This window comes from Streptomyces sp. NBC_01508 (assembly GCF_045040315.1).
GTDB lineage: Bacteria > Actinomycetota > Actinomycetes > Streptomycetales > Streptomycetaceae > Streptomyces.
Genome location: NZ_CP109419.1, coordinates 7,402,766 through 7,418,121 on the forward strand (window position 1 = coordinate 7,402,766; position 15,356 = coordinate 7,418,121).

Consider the following 15,356-nt stretch of genomic DNA (forward strand, 5'->3'; position numbering starts at 1 on the left):
CCCGGCCGCATCCCAGGAAAGCGAACAACATGCCTCTCGCCATCCCTGTCCTCGGGATCGCCATCTTCAGCCTCAACACCACGGAGATCATGGTCGCGGGCCTGCTGCCCAGCCTGTCCTCCGAGTTCGGCGTCTCCGTCGGTACGGTCGGCCTGCTCATCTCCGTCTATGCGCTGGGCATGGTGGTGGGCGGCCCGGTCCTCACCGTCGCGCTGCTGCGCCTGCCGCGCAAGATTTCCCTGCTGGGCCTGCTCGCGGTGTTCGTGGCGGGGCAGGTCCTGGGCGCGACGGCGCAGGAGTTCTGGGTGCTCGTCGTCGCGCGCGTCATCACGGCCCTGGCGGCCTCCGCGTTCTTCGGCATCGCCATGGCGGTCAGCGCGCAGCTCGTCGAGCCGGAGCGGCGGGGACGGGCGCTGTCCACGCTCTTCGCCGGTCTCATGACCGCGCACGTCGTCGGACTGCCCGCCGCCACCTTGATCGACCAGCACTTCGGCTGGCGGGCGAGCTTCTGGGCGGTGGCCGCCCTCGCGGCGTTGAGCGCCCTGGCGGTGGCCCGGCTGGTGCCCCGGACTCCGGCCGAGGAGGGCATCGACGTACGGACGGAGATCGGCGTCTTCCGCAACCGGCGGCTGTGGGTCGCCTACGGCACGAACGCCCTGGTCATCGGGGCGATCATGGCGGCGAACAGTTACTTCTCACCGATTTTCGTGGACGTCACCGGGTTCTCGCCCGGCACCGTTCCCTGGCTGTTCGGCCTGTTCGGCGTCGGCACGATCATCGGCAACCTCGTCATGGGCCGGTTCTCCGACCGCTACACGATGCCGATGCTCGGCTGGGGTTTCGCCGCCACGGCGGCGGTCCTCGCGGCGTTCGCGCTGGTCGCCGAGCACCAGGGCCCGACGCTGGTCGCGGTGGCGCTGCTCGGGCTCATCGGGCTGCCGCTCAGTCCGGTGCTGAGCACCCGGGTCATCAAGATCGCCAATCCGGGGCCGTTGGTGAACACGGTGAACGCCTCCGCGATCAACGTCGGCGTGGTGCTCGGCCCGTGGGCGGGCGGCCAGGCCATCGACGCGGGGCTCGGCACCGTCTCGCCCCTGTGGATCGGCTGCGGGATGGCGCTCGCGGCGCTCGCGGCCGTCCTGCCGGCCGTGCTCGCCTCCCGGCAGGGGTGCCCGACGAGCCCCGCGAAGGTGACGGCGGAGAAGGGCGTCTGACCCCGCGCCGCCGCCGTCACGCGCCCGTCACCTCCGTGACGGAGCCCGCCTCACGCCCGGCGGGCGCGGGCGTCGGCGACCCGGGCCAGCTTTCGCAGGGTGTCCGGGACCGGGGCCGCCACCGAATCGCCGAATTCGGTCCCGGCCGCCGGGCCCTCGATCTCGACACGGTGCGTGATGCGGGTGCCGCCGCCGTCGGGCGCCGCCAGCAGATAAACGAAACGGATGAGAGTGCCGTCCGGCATGCGTGTTTCCGTACGGAATTCCGCGTGCGGGAGCACCACGGTCACCGTGAGGGCCATCGGCGGCAGGTGGTGCAGCGACATGGTGCCGGCGACACCCGCCGCGAAGGGTCCTACCAGGGTCAACTCCTTGATCTCCGCGTCCCATTCGGGCCACACCGAAGGGTCCGCGTAGCAGGCCCAGACGTCCTGTGGGGTGCAGTTCGCGGTGACGCTGTACTCATAGGTCCACATGATGACCACCTCTATTGGGAATTCGACACGGCAAGCGTAGCCGAATGATTGCTCTCTGGAAATTATCTGGGTACGGTAGGTCCTGTAGCTGCTCGAACTGCGATGCGTGAAGGGTGGTAGCCGTATGGATCCCATGGAGCATGCGGACGGCGGCATCGTGGTGATCGGTGCCCGTACGAACAACCTCAAGGACGTCTCGCTCACCATCCCCAAGAAGGCACTCACCGCCTTCGTCGGTGTATCCGGCTCCGGAAAGTCCTCGCTCGTTCTCGACACTATCGCCGTGGAATCGCAGCGCCAGCTCAACGAGACGTTCCCCTCGTTCGTCCGCAGCCGGCTCGCCCGCCTGGAGCGGCCGAAGGCCGAGGCGTTGAAGAACCTGTCGACAGCCGTCGTCGTCGACCAGAGGCCCCCGGGCGAGAACTCGCGCTCCACGGTCGGCACGATGACGGAGGTCAATCCTGTTCTCCGGGTGCTCTTCTCGCGCCATGGCGAGCCCTGCGCCGGACCGTCGAACGCCTACTCCTTCAACGACCCGCACGGTATGTGCCCGCGCTGCGAGGGCCTGGGCCGGATCACGACCGTGGAACCCGAGGCTCTCGTCGACGATACGAAGACGCTCAACGAGGGCGCGCTGACCTTCCCCGCGTTCGCCGTCGGCACCGCCCAGTGGCAGCAGTACGCCGAGTCCGGCCTCTTCGACCCGGACAAGCCGATCGCCGACTTCACCGCCGAGGAGCGCGAACTGCTGCTCCACGGCAGCGGGTTGTCCGTGCAGCGCCGTACGAAGCACAGCGTGTTCCGCAACGAGTACGAGGGCGTGGTCACCCGCTTCACCCGCCGCTTCATCAAACGCGACACGCCCCTGCGGGCCCGCGAGCGCGAGAACGTGGAGCGCGTCGTCTCCCAGGGCCCCTGCACGGACTGCGGCGGCACCCGCCTCAACCCCGCCGCGCTCGACTCACGTATCGGTCCTCACAACCTCGCCGACTACTGCGCCACGGAGGTCGGCGACCTCATCGGCGTTCTGGAAGGCATCGACGACCCGGTCGCCAAGCCCGTCGCGCATGCGGCCCTGGAGATCCTGCGGCACATCGAGTCGATCGGCCTCGGCTACCTCAGCCTGGACCGGGGGACCTCCACGGTCTCCGGCGGCGAGGGACAGCGGCTGAAGACGGTGCGTCACCTGGGCAGCGGCCTCACCGACATCGTGTACGTCTTCGACGAGCCCAGCGCCGGCCTGCACCCGCGCGACATCAGCCGGCTGACCGGACTGTTGCACGGCCTGCGTGACAAGGGGAACACCGTCCTGGTCGTCGAGCACGACCGCGCGGTGCTCGACGCCGCCGACCACGTGGTCGAGCTGGGCCCAGGACCCGGAGCACGCGGCGGCCACATCGTCTTCGAAGGCACGCCCCGGGAACTGCGGGACGCCGACACCGTCACCGGCCGGTGCCGGCGCCAGACCCCGCACGTCAACAAGGATCCGCGTACGGCACACGGGGCGATCAGCATCCGCGGCGCGGGCCTGCACAACCTGCGGGATGTGAGCGTCGACGTGCCCACCGAAGTACTCACCGTCGTCACGGGCGTCGCGGGCTCGGGCAAGAGCACCCTGATCTCCGGCGTCCTGGCCGCCCAGTGCCCCGACGCCGTCCTTGTCGACCAGTCCGCGACGGGCATCTCGTCCCGCGCCACCCCCGCCACGTATCTCGGCATCATGGACACCGTGCGCAAGCTGTTCGCCCGCGCGGGCGGCGTGGACGCGAGCCTGTTCAGCTTCAACTCCGAAGGCGGCTGCCCCGCCTGCCGCGGCCGCGGGGTCATCCGCACGGACCTGGCCTTCCTCGACCCGGTCACCGTGACCTGCGAGGTGTGCGAAGGACTGCGTTACCGCCCGGAGGCGCTGACCCACCGGCTCGGCCCGCTGAACGTCGTGGAGGTCCTGGCGCTCACCGTCGAGGACGCGCGGGAGTTCTTCGCCGAACACGCCTCCGCCGAGCGGAACATCGCGGACCGCCTGTACGCGCTCCAGGAAGCCGGGCTGGGCTATCTCACCCTCGGACAGCCGCTGTCCACCCTGTCGGGCGGCGAACGCCAGCGGCTGAAGCTGGCCGGCCGGCTGCGGGAGCAGGGCGGTCTCTACCTCTTCGACGAGCCGACGACCGGGCTGCACATGGCGGACGTGATCGGCCTCCTCACCCTGATCGACCGGCTGGTCGACGGCGGCAACACCGTGGTCGTCGTCGAACACGACCTGGACGTCGTACGGCACGCCGACTGGGTCATCGACCTCGGCCCGGGGCCCGGCCAGGACGGCGGCCGGGTGGTCTTCGAAGGCCCGCCCGCCGCCCTCCTGGACGCCGAGGACTCCGTCACCGCCGAGTATCTCCGCGGCCACGTCCAGCACCAGCAGGGGGAGAACAACCGCGATACGTAACGCCAGAAGCGGGCATCCGACCGAGAACACGGGACCGGCGACCACGAGAGGCGGAACGTGAGAATACCCACGCAGACCGACGTGCGCACCGCATTCGACAGCTGAAGTCTCTAGCGAACCCGGAACGGTTCACTCAAACGTCACATTGAAGCGTTTCCGCCAGTTGAGGTGGAGTTGCCGTGGGGGAAGCCGGAGGGGGAGAGGAAGAAGTCCTCCCTGCTGCTCACCACGCGCTTCGGCAACGCCATCGCGGTGAACACATGGAAACACCTACACCTGGAAGCCGGCCTTGGCCAAGGCCGGTGTCATCCCGCCACGCGCCGAGGGGGCGAAAGCCTGGCAGTGGGCGGCGGCCCCGAAGGACGGTTTCCACGTGCTTCGGCACACCTACGCCTCGATCATGCTGGAAGCCGGAGAGTCCGTCGTGACCTTGGCGCGGTGGCTCGGACATTCCTCGCCAGTGATCACTCTCGGTTACTATGCCCACTTCATGCCGGAGGCTGGCGGCAAGGGGCGCGGCACCATCGACGGTCTGCTTGGGAAGGGCGGGGCATCGGCTCGCTAGCCGAAACTCCCCAGATTCTCCCCAGCGCCGTCGACCGGCGATTTTCGCCTCCGCGCCCGGCAGTAGCCCTCCGTTGATTGTAAGGCTGAAGAGATGGGTGGCCTCGGAAAGTGTTGCAAGAAGTCGTAGCGACCCGCTATGTCACGCCCCTGCGGGAGGGTGGATCACTCCCAGGGATCGTCGAGGCCGACGACCTGGGCACGTACGTCATGAAATTCACCGGCGCGGGACAGGGCCGCAAGACGCTCGTCGCGGAGGTCATCTGCGGGCAGTTGGGGCGGCGGCTCGGGCTGCGGGTGCCGGAGTTGGTGGCCATGCGGCTCGACCCCGTCATCGGGCTCGGAGAACCCGACCAGGAGGTGCAGGAGCTGCTCAAGGCGAGCGGCGGGCTGAACCTCGGGATGGACTTCCTGCCCGGATCGCTGGGCTTCGATCCGCTCGCCTACGAGGTGGGTCCGGCCGAGGCCGGCAGGGTCGTGTGGTTCGACGCGCTCATCAACAACGTCGACCGGTCCTGGCGCAACCCCAACATGCTTGTCTGGCACGGCGATCCGTGGCTCATCGACCACGGCGCCACCATGATCTGGCACCACCACTGGCTCGGCGCCCAGGCCTCGGCCGCGAAGCCGTACGACGCGTCCGACCATGTCCTCGCGCCGTTCCGCCCGGACATCGCCTCGGCCGCCGCGGAGCTCGCCCCGCTGGTCACCGAGGAACTGCTGACCGAGGTCGCCGCCGATGTGCCGGACGAATGGCTCGTGGACGAGCCCGGGTTCGACTCGACCGACGCGCTGCGCCGCGCCTACGTGGCGGCGCTGCTGCCGCGTGCGGCGACCATCCACGAACGCCTCACCATCGACGCGCCCACCAAGGTGCGCCCCTCCCAGGCCCCCGGCTGGCTGACCGAACACGCCACGCCCTGGCCGCATCCCACGAAGAACGGCGGAGGCGAGGGCCGGTGAGCGGACGCGAGGTGTTCGAGTACGCGCCGCTGCGCGTCGTACCGAGGGTCGAGCGCGGGGAGTTCATCAACGCGGGCGTGCTGGTCTACTGCCGCGCCAGGTCGTTCGTGGCCGCCCGTACGCATCTGGACGAGTCCCGGCTCAAGGCGCTGGCGCCGGACGCCGATGTGGCGGGGGTACGGGCCGCGCTGCGCGCCGTCGAGGGTGTCTGCGCCGGCGGGGACCCCGCCGGGCAGGCCGCGCCCGACGACGCCGGGAGGCGGTTCCGCTGGCTGATCGCGCCGCGCTCGACGGTCGTCCAGCCCGGTCCCGTACACACGGGGCTGACGCGCGACCCGGCGGCCGAGATCGAGCGACTGCTCGATCTGCTGGTGCGGTAGGGCCGGGCGGCGGCCCGGCGGGTGTTCGGGGTGTGACATACGGTCGGGCGCCCCGTGGGCCGTTGACACCGGGTGGCAGGGCTTCTAGCGTCACGGCAGCTGACTACTAAGCGGTCGCTCAGCAGTTGTGCCGGCGCCGCGATCCAAGGGCGAGGAGAAGCAGCATGTCCACCACCGAGCAGCGTGTCGCCGTCGTGACCGGGGCGGCGCGGGGCATTGGCGCCGCGACCGCGGTACGTCTCGCGGCCGAGGGCCGGGCCGTCGCCGTACTCGACCTGGACGAGGCGGCTTGCGCGCAGACCGTCGGCGCGATCACGGCCGCGGGCGGCAAGGCGCTCGCCGTCGGCTGCGACGTCTCCGACGCCGCCCAGGTGGAGGCCGCCGTCGCACGGGTCGCCGCCGAGCTGGGCGCGCCCACGATCCTCGTCAACAACGCGGGCGTTCTCCGCGACAACCTCCTGTTCAAGATGAGCGAGTCCGACTGGGACACCGTGATGAACGTGCACCTCAAGGGCGCGTTCCTGATGGCCCGCGCCTGCCAGCGGCACATGGTGGACGCCGCGTTCGGCCGTATCGTCAACCTGTCGTCCAGCTCGGCGCTCGGCAACCGCGGCCAGGCCAACTACGCCGCGGTCAAGGCCGGTCTCCAGGGCTTCACCAAGACCCTGGCCAAGGAGCTGGGCAAGTTCGGTGTCACGGCCAACGCGGTGGCCCCCGGTTTCGTCGTCACCGAGATGACCGCGCAGACCGCCGCCCGCGTCGGCATGGGCTTCGAGGACTTCCAGGCGGCCGCGGCCACCCAGATCCCGGTGCAGCGGGTCGGCGTCCCCGACGACATCGCGAACGCGATCGCCTTCTTCACGGGCGAGGACGCCGGATTCGTCTCCGGCCAGGTGCTGTACGTCGCCGGCGGACCCCTCAACTGAACCGGAGAGTGGCGGACATGACGAAGCAGCCGAAGGGCGACCCCCTGCCCGACAGCGGCAAGGTCGCACTGATCACGGGCGCCAGCCGCGGTATCGGATACGGCATCGCCGAGGCGTTCGTCGCCCGCGGCGACCGGGTGTGCATCACCGGACGGGGCGAGGACGCGCTCAAGGAGGCCGTCGAGCGCCTCGGCGCGGACCGGGTGATCGGCTTTCCCGGCAAGGCCCACGACGCGGCACACCAGGCCGCCGCGGTCGGGCGGACCATGGAGGAGTTCGGCCGCGTCGACTATCTGGTGAACAACGCCGGGACGAATCCGGTGTTCGGCCCGATGGCCGATCTGGATCTCAACGTGGCGCGCAAGGTGTACGAGACCAACGTCATCTCGGCCCTCGGCTTCGCGCAGCTGACCTGGCGTGCCTGGCAGAAGGAGCACGGCGGTGCGATCGTGAACATCGCCTCGGTCGCCGGGGTGTCGGCTTCACCGTTCATCGGGGCGTACGGGATGAGCAAGGCGGCGATGGTCAATCTGACCCTCCAGCTGGCTCACGAGTTCGCGCCCGCCGTGCGCGTCAACGCCATCGCGCCGGCCGTCGTCAAGACCAGGTTCGCGCAGGCGATCTACGAGGGGCGGGAGGCGGAAGCCGCGGCCTCCTACCCACTGGGACGCCTCGGGATGCCGGAGGACGTCGGAGGCGCCGCCGCGTTCCTCACGTCCGACCAGTCCGACTGGATCACGGGCCAGACCCTGGTGGTCGACGGCGGAATTTTCCTCAACGCTGGTGTGCACTGACATGTTTTGTCAGTAAATGCTTCAAGTGCCCCATCGGACTTGCATATTGCACCGATGGGGCGCTGCGGTATGGTCGGCCGACTCGTGGCTGAACAAGGAGCGTGCACGTGTTCAACCGGACCAGTCTGCAGGCGGCTGCAGCCCTCGCGTCCATATCCCTGGTGGCCGGATGTGGCCTGTTCTCGGCGGACGGCGCCGAGGGGGATCAGAAGATCACGGTCGGCACCACCAGTGAGCCGAGCACGCTCGACCCGGCCGCCGCGTGGGACAACTCGTGGGAGCTGTACCGCAACGTCTTCCAGACCCTGGTGGCGTTCCCCACCGGAAGCACGACTCCACAGCCCGACGCCGCCGACAACTGCAAATTCACGGACTCGACGAACAAGGTCTACCGCTGCACGCTCCGCGACGGGCTGACCTTCTCGAACGGGCACAAGCTCGACGCCGACGCCGTCAAGCACTCCTTCGACCGGATCGTGAAGATCAACGCGAACGGCGGTCCCAACGGACTCCTCGCGTCCCTCGACGGCGTCACCACGGACGGCGAACTGACCGTCACGTTCAACCTCAACAAGCCGGACGCCACGTTCCCGTTCGTTCTCGCCGCCCCCGCGATGTCCATCGTCGACCCGGAGGAGTACCCGGCCGACAAGCTCAGGGAAGACGGCAAGCTCACCGGATCCGGCCCCTACACGCTGGAGTCGTACACGGCCGGCAGCGCTGCCGAACTGTCCGAGAACACCAGCTACAAGGGCTTCGCCGACCGCAAGAACAAGGCCGTCAAGATCCATTACTTCCAGGACTCCGACAAAATGTTCGGCGCCCTGAAGAAGAAGGAGATCGACGTCATATACCGGGGCCTGACCTCGGAGGAAGTCGTCGAACTCGAACAGAAGAAGGAAGAGAACGAGCACCTTCAACTGATCGAGACGGTCGGCGCCGACATCCGTTACCTGGTGTTCAACCCCAAGGACGAGGCGGCGGCGAAGCTGCCCGTACGGCAGGCGGTGGCCCAGGTGATCGACCGTGACGCGCTGGTGGCCAAGGTCTACCAGGGCACGGCCGAGCCGCTGTACTCGATGGTCCCCAAGGGCATCTCCGGGCACGCCACGAGCTTCTTCGACAAGTACGGCGACCCGGATGTCGGCAAGGCGCGCACGATTCTTGAGGACGCCGGTATCGACACCCCGGTGCCGCTGACGTTCTGGTTCACGACCGACCGTTACGGCTCCGGCACGGTGGCCGAGTTCGCGGAACTCAAGCGCCAGCTCGAAGCGTCCGGCCTCTTCAAGATCACGCTGAAGAGCAAGCCGTGGAAAGACTTCCAGGCGGGCTTCCAGAAGGGCGAGTACCCGGTCTTCGGCCGTGGCTGGTTCCCCGACTTCCCGGACCCGGACAACTTCGTGGCTCCCTTCGTCGGCAAGAACAACGCGCTCAGCACCCCTTACGAGAGCCCCGAGATCACCACGGAGCTGCTTCCGCAGTCGCGGCGGGAGAGTGACCGGGGCGCGGTGATCCAGCAGTTCGAGCGCGCCCAGGAGATCTTCGTCAACGATGTGCGGCTGCTGCCGCTGTGGCAGGGCAAGCTCTACGTCGCGGCGTCGGAGGAGATCAGCGGCGGCGAGCGGGCGCTCGACCCGCAGACGGTCATGCAGCTCTGGGAGCTCAGCCGCAAGGCCAGCTGGTAGCCGCCGGAAGCAGTCGGCGGCCGTCGGCGGCCGCGATTGTCAGTGGTCACCGGTAGGTTCAGCGGTGGCACAACTGATCGCTTACCGGAGGTTGTTGACGTGACCGACACCGACATGCTGCCTGAGTCCTGGCGCGGCGTCCTCGGCGACGAACTGCAGAAGCCCTACTTCAAGGAGCTCACCGAGTTCGTCGAGGAAGAGCGGTCGAAGGGACCGGTCTACCCCCCGCGCGACGAGGTGTTCGCCGCGCTTGACGCCACGCCGTACGACGAGGTGAAGGTCCTGGTCCTCGGCCAGGATCCGTATCACGGCGAGGGGCAGGGCCACGGTCTGTGCTTCTCGGTGCGGCCCGGCGTGCGCACGCCTCCCTCCTTGCGGAACATCTACAAGGAGATGAAGGAGGAGCTGGGCCACCCGGTGCCGGACAACGGATATCTGATGCCGTGGGCCAAGCAGGGCGTGCTGCTGCTCAACGCCGTTCTGACGGTGCGGGCCGGCGAGGCGAACTCGCACAAGGGCAAGGGCTGGGAGCAGGTGACGGACGCGGTGATCCGCGCGGTCGACGCCCGGCCGGATCCCGCGGTCTTCGTGCTCTGGGGTGCCTACGCGCAGAAGAAGCTGCCGCTGATCGACGAGACGCGACATGTGGTGGTGAAGGGCGCGCATCCGTCGCCGCTGTCGGCGAAGAAGTTCTTCGGCTCGCGTCCGTTCACACAGATCGACGAGGCGATCGCCGCGCAGGGGCACAAGGCGATCGACTGGCGCATCCCCGACCTGGGCTGACCGGCTCCCGCCGGGTCCACGCCGCCCGGTCCACGCCCGGTGCGGCCCGCGCGGGCACCCGCCCGGCGGTCCGCGCCGGGCGGGTGAGCCTGTGCGGGATCGCCGGTCGCTGCGGTTAGCGTCGAGCGGACGGGATCGACCGGACGGGCGCGGGAGGCGGCAGCGATGGAGCAGCGCGAGGTGTCGGAGGACGCCGTCCTGACCAGGATCGGGCAGGCGGTCATGCTGCTGCACGGCGGCGACCGCGAGGAGGCGCGCAATCGGTTCGGCGAGCTGTGGGCCGAGATCGGCGAGTCCGGCGACGCGCTCCACCGCTGCACGCTCGCGCACTACATGGCGGACACGCAGGACGACCCCGGCGACGAACTGGCCTGGGACCTGCGCGCCCTGGCCGCCGCGCAGGAGCCGGCCACGACACGCTCGTCATCGGCGGTACGGGCGTTCTACCCCTCGCTCCACCTCAACCTGGCCGCCGACTACGCAAGACTCCAGCGCCCCGACGCGGCGCGGCTCCATCTCTCCTGGGCCCGCTCCGCCGTGAACGCGCTCGGGGACGACGGGTACGGGAACGACGGCGTACGGACCGCGATCGGAAGGCTGGAGCGGGAGTTGCTGGACGGCTAGAGGGTGTCCGGGCGGGGTGGCCGGGTCCGGGCGGTGGCCGGTTCGTCCTCAATCGACGGACGGGCTGTTCTTGCCGCCGCTCCGGCGATGTGGGTCGTCGGCGTCGGGTCCGAGCATGCCGCGCAGCAGTTCGGCGAAGCCTGTGCGCAGCTCCTCCAGGGTGGGGACCGCCTGGTGGTAGGCGCCGACCGCGCAGGAGAACATCAACCCCTCGCACCAGGCCACCAGCGACAGCGCGTGCCGCTCCGGGTCGGTGGAGCCGGCCGCCCTCATCATCGCCACCAGCGGCTCGCGGAAGCGCGCACCCGCCGTGTCGTAGTACGCCCGCAGCTCGGGGCGCCGGGTCGCCTCCAGCGCCAGTTCGTAGCGTGAGACCAGCAGTTCGGGGTGCTCACTGAGATTGCGGTCCAGGGCGAGGGCGAGTGCGTCGACGACCCCCGTGCCCCCGCTGCCCGCGGCGGGCATCTCGTCCGGCTCCAGCACCTGGATCTCGCGCTCGGTCTGCCGGCGCAGCGCCGTCTCCAGCAGAGCCTGCCGGGTGCGGGCGTGGTTGGACGTCGAGCCCTGGGGCAGTCCGGCGACCTCGTCCACCGCCCGGTGGGTCAGCCCGCGCATACCGCGTTCCACGAGCAGCGTCAGGGCGGCGTCGGCGATGAGATCGGCGCGGGAGGAGCCGGTAGAGCGTGTGGGCATGGGGCCAATCTACGTCCTCACTACAAGTGTAGTGAGGAATGAGGTAGGCTTGCCCGTGTCACTACAGGTGTAGTTCACGTTGTCGGGAGAAGCCATGGACCGGACCCGAGCCGTTGTCGTCGGCGGTGGAATCGGCGGACTGACCGCCGCGGTGGCCCTGCGCCGGCGGGGCTGGGCCGTCACCGTCCTGGAGCGCGCCGACGCCCTCACCCCCGTGGGAGCCGCCCTCAGCGTGACCCCCAACGCGCAGCGCGCACTGGACGTCGTCGGCCTCGGTGACCAGGTCCGTGACCTGTCCGCGTGGCAGGGCGACGGCGGCCTGCGTACGCCGGGCGGGCGCTGGCTCTCCCGTACGAACTCCCGAGCCGCCACCGAGCGGTTCGGCGGGCCGGTTGTCCTGCTGCACCGCGCCACACTCGTGGACATCCTCACCTCGGCGCTGCCCCCGGACGCCGTACGGACCGGGGTGGACGGCGCGCTCAGGGACCCCGGCGGCCCCGACCGCGCGGCCGTCGTCGGCACCCCCGACGGCGACATCGAGGCCGACCTCGTCATCGGCGCCGACGGCGTCCGCTCCGGCGTACGCGGCGTGCTCTTCCCGGGCCACCCGGGCCCGCGCCACTCCGGACTCACCACCTGGCGCGTCGTGGTCCCGTCGCCCGACCGGCCCTTCGCACCCCATGAGACCTGGGGCCGGGGCGCGCTCTGGGGCAGCCAGCCGCTCAAGGACGGCCGCGTCTACGCGTACGCCATGGCCCCCGCGCCCGAAGGCGACCGGGCACCCGATGGGGAGAAGGCGGAGCTGCTCAGGCGGTTCGGCGACTGGCACCACCCCGTGCCCGGCATCATCGCGGCGGCCTACGACGACGGTGTCCTGCGCTACGACGTCCACCACATGGTCGTCCCCCTGCCCGCCCACCACGCCGGCCGCGTCGCCCTGCTCGGCGACGCCGCGCACGCGATGCTGCCGACGCTCGGCCAGGGCGGCAACCAGGCCGTCGAGGACGCCGTCGTCCTCGCGCACCACGTGGGCCACGCCGGCGACGGCACCGATCTCGCGGCCGGACTCGCCGCGTACACCGAGGCACGGCTCCCGCGCACCTCGGCGCTCGTCCAGCGGTCCGCCCGGACGGGCCGGATGACCTCCCTGCGCAACCCCGTGGCCGTCGCCGCGCGGAACACCCTCATCGCCGCCGTCTCCCTGCTGGGTCCCGGCGTCCCGCTGCGCGGTTTCGCCGACGTCGCCGAATGGCGGCCCCCGCAGCGCCCGTATGCTGCCCAGAAGCGCTCCGGCGCTTAAGAGCGGGACTGCGGCGAGGCGACAGGGAGACGTACGTGAAGGTCGGCTGCGTAGGGCTCGGCGACATCGCACAGAAGGCATATCTGCCGGTGCTCACCACCCTGCCCGGGACGGAGCTGCACCTCCAGACCCGCACCCCAGCCACCCTCGCGCGGGTCGCCGAGCGGCACCACATCCCCGCCGAGCGGCGCCACGCCGACCTCGACTCGCTGCTCGCCCAGGGCCTGGACGCCGCGTTCGTCCACGCGCCGACCGCCGCCCACGCCGAGATCGTCACCCGGCTGCTGGAGGCCGGGGTGCCGACCTTCGTCGACAAGCCCCTCGCGTACGAACTCGCCGACTCCGAACGCCTGGTGGCCCTCGCCGTGGAGCGCGGGACGAGCCTGGCCGTCGGTTTCAACCGGCGTTTCGCGCCCGCGTACGCCCAGTGCCTGGAACATCCGCGCGACCTGATCCTCATGCAGAAGAACCGCGTCGGCCTGCCCGAGGACCCGCGCACCCTGGTCCTGGACGACTTCATCCATGTCGTGGACACCCTGCGCTTCCTGGTCCCCGGCGCCGTCGAGCACATCGACGTCCGCGCCCGTACGCGCGACGGCCTGGCACACCACGTGGTGCTCCAGCTCTCCGGCGACGGCTTCACCGCCATCGGCATGATGAACCGGATGAACGGCTCGACCGAGGAGATCCTCGAAGTCTCCGGACAGGACACCAAGCGGGCCGTCCACCAGATCGCCGAGATCGTCGACCACAAGGGCCAGCCCAGCGTCCGCCGGCGCGGCGACTGGGTGCCGGTGGCCCGCCAGCGCGGGATCGAGCAGTGCGTGCTGGCGTTCCTGGACGCCGTACGCGCCGGGAGGACGCTCAGCGCTCGGGACGCTCTGCTGACGCACGAGCTGTGTGAACGGGTGGTCCTGGAGGCGCGGGCGCAGGCCGTCTGAGCGACCGCGCGCCCTCGGCGGCGCAGAGGGCCGCGAGCACGGCCGACGCGCCGTACAGCGGCCAGTCGCCGTACCGGACGTACGCGGTGGTGCCGCGCGCCAGCGGCAGCTCGTACACGGCACCGGCGCTGCTCGCCGTGCCGAGCGGCGCACCGACCCGCCCGCCGTCCGGGCCGTACACCGCGCTGACGCCCGTGAGCGTGGCGTGCACCGTGGGGCGGCCCGTCTCGGCCGCCCGCAGCGCGGCCAGTGAGGCGTGCTGCTCAGGGGCCCAGCTGTGCTGGAACGACGACGTCGACGACTGTGCGACGAGAAGCTGCGCGCCGTCCCTGGCCAGCCGGCGGCTCATGTCGGGGAACGCCGTCTCGAAGCAGATCAGCGGGCCCAGCCGCAGCCCGCCGCGCCCCTCGCCGGGCAGCACCATGACGACCTGGCGGGTGCCGCGCCTGCGGTCCTCGCCCGCCGCCTTGCCCACCGACGTCGCCCAGCCGAGCGCCGCACGCGCCGGGACGTACTCGCCGAACGGCACCAGCCGCATCTTGTCGTACCGGTCGCCGGTCGGGCCGTTCGGACCCACGAGCACGGCGCTCTTGAAGATCCCCGTGCGCCCCGCCGCGTCCGTGCCGGAAGCGTCCACATTGACCAGGACGTCGGCGCCGACCAGCCGGGACAGTACGGCGATACGCGCCGCCAGATCCGGCCGGGTGGCGAGATCGTGGCCGACACTGCTCTCGCCCCACACCACGAGATCGAGATCCCGCCCGGCCAGCGAGCGGGTCAGCTCCTCGCTGCGCTCGAAACGCCGCTCGACGCCGTCCGGACCGGCGAAGACACCGGGCTGGACGACCGCGACACGCGCCTGCCCCGAGTGCTCCGGCCGCGGCGCCCACACCCACGCGCAGCTCACGGCGACGGCGCACGCCACCAACCCCGCGGCGGCGACCGTACGCGCCGAGGACAGCGTCAGCAGCACGGTCAGCGCGGTGTTCACGGCGACCACCAGCAGGCTCACCAGCCACACGCCGCCCACCGAGGCCAGCCGCAGCGCGGGGGCGACCTCCCACTGACCGGCGCCCAGCAGCCCCCACGGACCGCCCAGCCCCTCGAAGGACCGCACCGTCTCGATCATCAGCCAGCCCGAGGGCACCACCGCCAGCGCGGCGGCCGTACGCCGGGGAGACGGGCGCCCGCCGAGCATCGCGCGGACCAGCCACCCCCACGGCGCCCACAGCAGCCCCAGCAGCGCGGCCAGCACCACGGTGAACACATGCAGGCTCGGCATCAGCCAGTGATGGACGGCGAGTACGAAGCCCAGCCCGCCGAGCCAGCCGTCCAGCGCCGCGCGCCGGCCCGTCGGAGCCGCACGTACCAGCAGCATCCACGGCACGAGCGCCCCGTACGCGAGCCACCACAGGCCCGGCGCGGGAAAGGTGAGCGCGGGCAGCGCCCCGGCGGCGACAGCCACGACGCCGCGCCACACCGGCGACGTGGAGCGGCGGACCCAGATCGCCCGCCCGCCGGCCGGAACCCGCATGCCGCGCCCCCTCGTCCCGCTCGTGAGCGGTGCAGA

15 protein-coding genes are annotated in these 15,356 nt (G+C 70.7%); 12 read left to right on the plus strand and 3 right to left on the minus strand.

Features of this window, described 5'->3' with window-relative positions; translation table 11 throughout:
* The first annotated feature begins 29 nt into the window (after window positions 1-29).
* Window positions 30-1,214 carry an MFS transporter gene (locus OG700_RS34185; protein WP_405620411.1) on the plus strand — a complete coding sequence of 395 codons (1,185 nt, stop codon included), beginning with the start codon at window positions 30-32 and terminating at the stop codon, window positions 1,212-1,214.
* 50 nt (window positions 1,215-1,264) lie between these two features.
* Here OG700_RS34185 and OG700_RS34190 read toward each other — a convergent pair whose 3' ends face one another.
* Complete coding sequence (locus OG700_RS34190) at window positions 1,265-1,690, minus strand: SRPBCC family protein (protein WP_405620413.1); 426 nt, start codon at window positions 1,688-1,690, stop codon at window positions 1,265-1,267.
* A gap of 133 nt (window positions 1,691-1,823) precedes the next feature.
* Between OG700_RS34190 and OG700_RS34195 the strand changes: the two genes are divergently transcribed.
* From OG700_RS34195 to OG700_RS34235, 9 genes are all read left to right on the plus strand, one after another.
* Window positions 1,824-4,130: an ATP-binding cassette domain-containing protein gene (locus OG700_RS34195; RefSeq protein WP_405622185.1), complete on the plus strand. Its 2,307-nt coding sequence runs from the start codon at window positions 1,824-1,826 to the stop codon at window positions 4,128-4,130.
* Window positions 4,131-4,419: 289 nt separating this feature from the next.
* Entirely contained in the window at window positions 4,420-4,695 is a 276-nt protein-coding gene (locus OG700_RS34200; protein WP_405620415.1) for a tyrosine-type recombinase/integrase, read from the plus strand.
* A 110-nt stretch (window positions 4,696-4,805) separates the two neighbouring features.
* Window positions 4,806-5,657, plus strand: a complete 852-nt coding sequence (locus OG700_RS34205; RefSeq protein WP_405620417.1) for a HipA family kinase — start codon at window positions 4,806-4,808, stop codon at window positions 5,655-5,657.
* Window positions 5,654-6,037, plus strand: coding sequence for a DUF3037 domain-containing protein (locus OG700_RS34210; protein WP_405620419.1), 384 nt, complete (start codon window positions 5,654-5,656; stop codon window positions 6,035-6,037). Before OG700_RS34205 ends, OG700_RS34210 begins: the two co-directional genes overlap by 4 nt.
* A 164-nt stretch (window positions 6,038-6,201) precedes the next feature.
* A complete protein-coding gene (fabG, locus tag OG700_RS34215; protein WP_405620421.1) occupies window positions 6,202-6,963 on the plus strand; it encodes a 3-oxoacyl-ACP reductase FabG in 762 nt (253 codons plus the stop codon).
* 17 nt (window positions 6,964-6,980) lie between these two features.
* Window positions 6,981-7,757 (plus strand): SDR family oxidoreductase, encoded by a 777-nt coding sequence (locus OG700_RS34220; protein ID WP_405620423.1) that lies wholly within the window; start codon window positions 6,981-6,983, stop codon window positions 7,755-7,757.
* Window positions 7,758-7,864: 107 nt separating this feature from the next.
* Complete coding sequence (locus OG700_RS34225) at window positions 7,865-9,445, plus strand: ABC transporter substrate-binding protein (RefSeq protein WP_405620425.1); 1,581 nt, start codon at window positions 7,865-7,867, stop codon at window positions 9,443-9,445.
* Between the two features lie 99 nt (window positions 9,446-9,544).
* The gene (locus tag OG700_RS34230) at window positions 9,545-10,228 is read left to right on the plus strand and encodes a uracil-DNA glycosylase (RefSeq protein WP_405620427.1); all 684 of its coding nucleotides are present in this window, start codon (window positions 9,545-9,547) and stop codon (window positions 10,226-10,228) included.
* Window positions 10,229-10,393: 165 nt separating this feature from the next.
* Complete coding sequence (locus OG700_RS34235; RefSeq protein ID WP_405620428.1) at window positions 10,394-10,852, plus strand: hypothetical protein; 459 nt, start codon at window positions 10,394-10,396, stop codon at window positions 10,850-10,852.
* Window positions 10,853-10,900: 48 nt separating this feature from the next.
* On the opposite strand, the gene OG700_RS34240 is transcribed toward OG700_RS34235, so the two are convergent.
* Complete coding sequence (locus OG700_RS34240) at window positions 10,901-11,545, minus strand: TetR/AcrR family transcriptional regulator (protein WP_405620430.1); 645 nt, start codon at window positions 11,543-11,545, stop codon at window positions 10,901-10,903.
* 94 nt (window positions 11,546-11,639) lie between these two features.
* Between OG700_RS34240 and OG700_RS34245 the strand changes: the two genes are divergently transcribed.
* Both OG700_RS34245 and OG700_RS34250 read left to right on the plus strand, forming a co-directional pair.
* Window positions 11,640-12,845: an FAD-dependent monooxygenase gene (locus OG700_RS34245; RefSeq protein ID WP_405620433.1), complete on the plus strand. Its 1,206-nt coding sequence runs from the start codon at window positions 11,640-11,642 to the stop codon at window positions 12,843-12,845.
* A gap of 35 nt (window positions 12,846-12,880) precedes the next feature.
* A complete protein-coding gene (locus OG700_RS34250) occupies window positions 12,881-13,786 on the plus strand; it encodes a Gfo/Idh/MocA family protein (RefSeq protein WP_405620435.1) in 906 nt (301 codons plus the stop codon).
* Here the strand turns inward: OG700_RS34250 and lnt are convergent.
* The gene (gene lnt / locus OG700_RS34255) at window positions 13,710-15,320 is read right to left on the minus strand and encodes an apolipoprotein N-acyltransferase (RefSeq protein ID WP_405620437.1); all 1,611 of its coding nucleotides are present in this window, start codon (window positions 15,318-15,320) and stop codon (window positions 13,710-13,712) included. The genes OG700_RS34250 and lnt overlap by 77 nt on opposite strands.
* Window positions 15,321-15,356: the final 36 nt, after the last annotated feature.

Coding starts and splice junctions, on each gene's coding strand:
- OG700_RS34185 (WP_405620411.1), top strand. CDS start 30: ATGCCTCTCGCCATCCCTGTCCTCGGGATCGCCATCTTCAGCCTCAAC.
- OG700_RS34190 (WP_405620413.1), bottom strand. CDS start 1,690: ATGTGGACCTATGAGTACAGCGTCACCGCGAACTGCACCCCACAGGAC.
- OG700_RS34195 (WP_405622185.1), top strand. CDS start 1,824: ATGGAGCATGCGGACGGCGGCATCGTGGTGATCGGTGCCCGTACGAAC.
- fabG (WP_405620421.1), top strand. CDS start 6,202: ATGTCCACCACCGAGCAGCGTGTCGCCGTCGTGACCGGGGCGGCGCGG.
- OG700_RS34220 (WP_405620423.1), top strand. CDS start 6,981: ATGACGAAGCAGCCGAAGGGCGACCCCCTGCCCGACAGCGGCAAGGTC.
- OG700_RS34235 (WP_405620428.1), top strand. CDS start 10,394: ATGGAGCAGCGCGAGGTGTCGGAGGACGCCGTCCTGACCAGGATCGGG.
- OG700_RS34240 (WP_405620430.1), bottom strand. CDS start 11,545: ATGCCCACACGCTCTACCGGCTCCTCCCGCGCCGATCTCATCGCCGAC.
- OG700_RS34245 (WP_405620433.1), top strand. CDS start 11,640: ATGGACCGGACCCGAGCCGTTGTCGTCGGCGGTGGAATCGGCGGACTG.
- lnt (WP_405620437.1), bottom strand. CDS start 15,320: ATGCGGGTTCCGGCCGGCGGGCGGGCGATCTGGGTCCGCCGCTCCACG.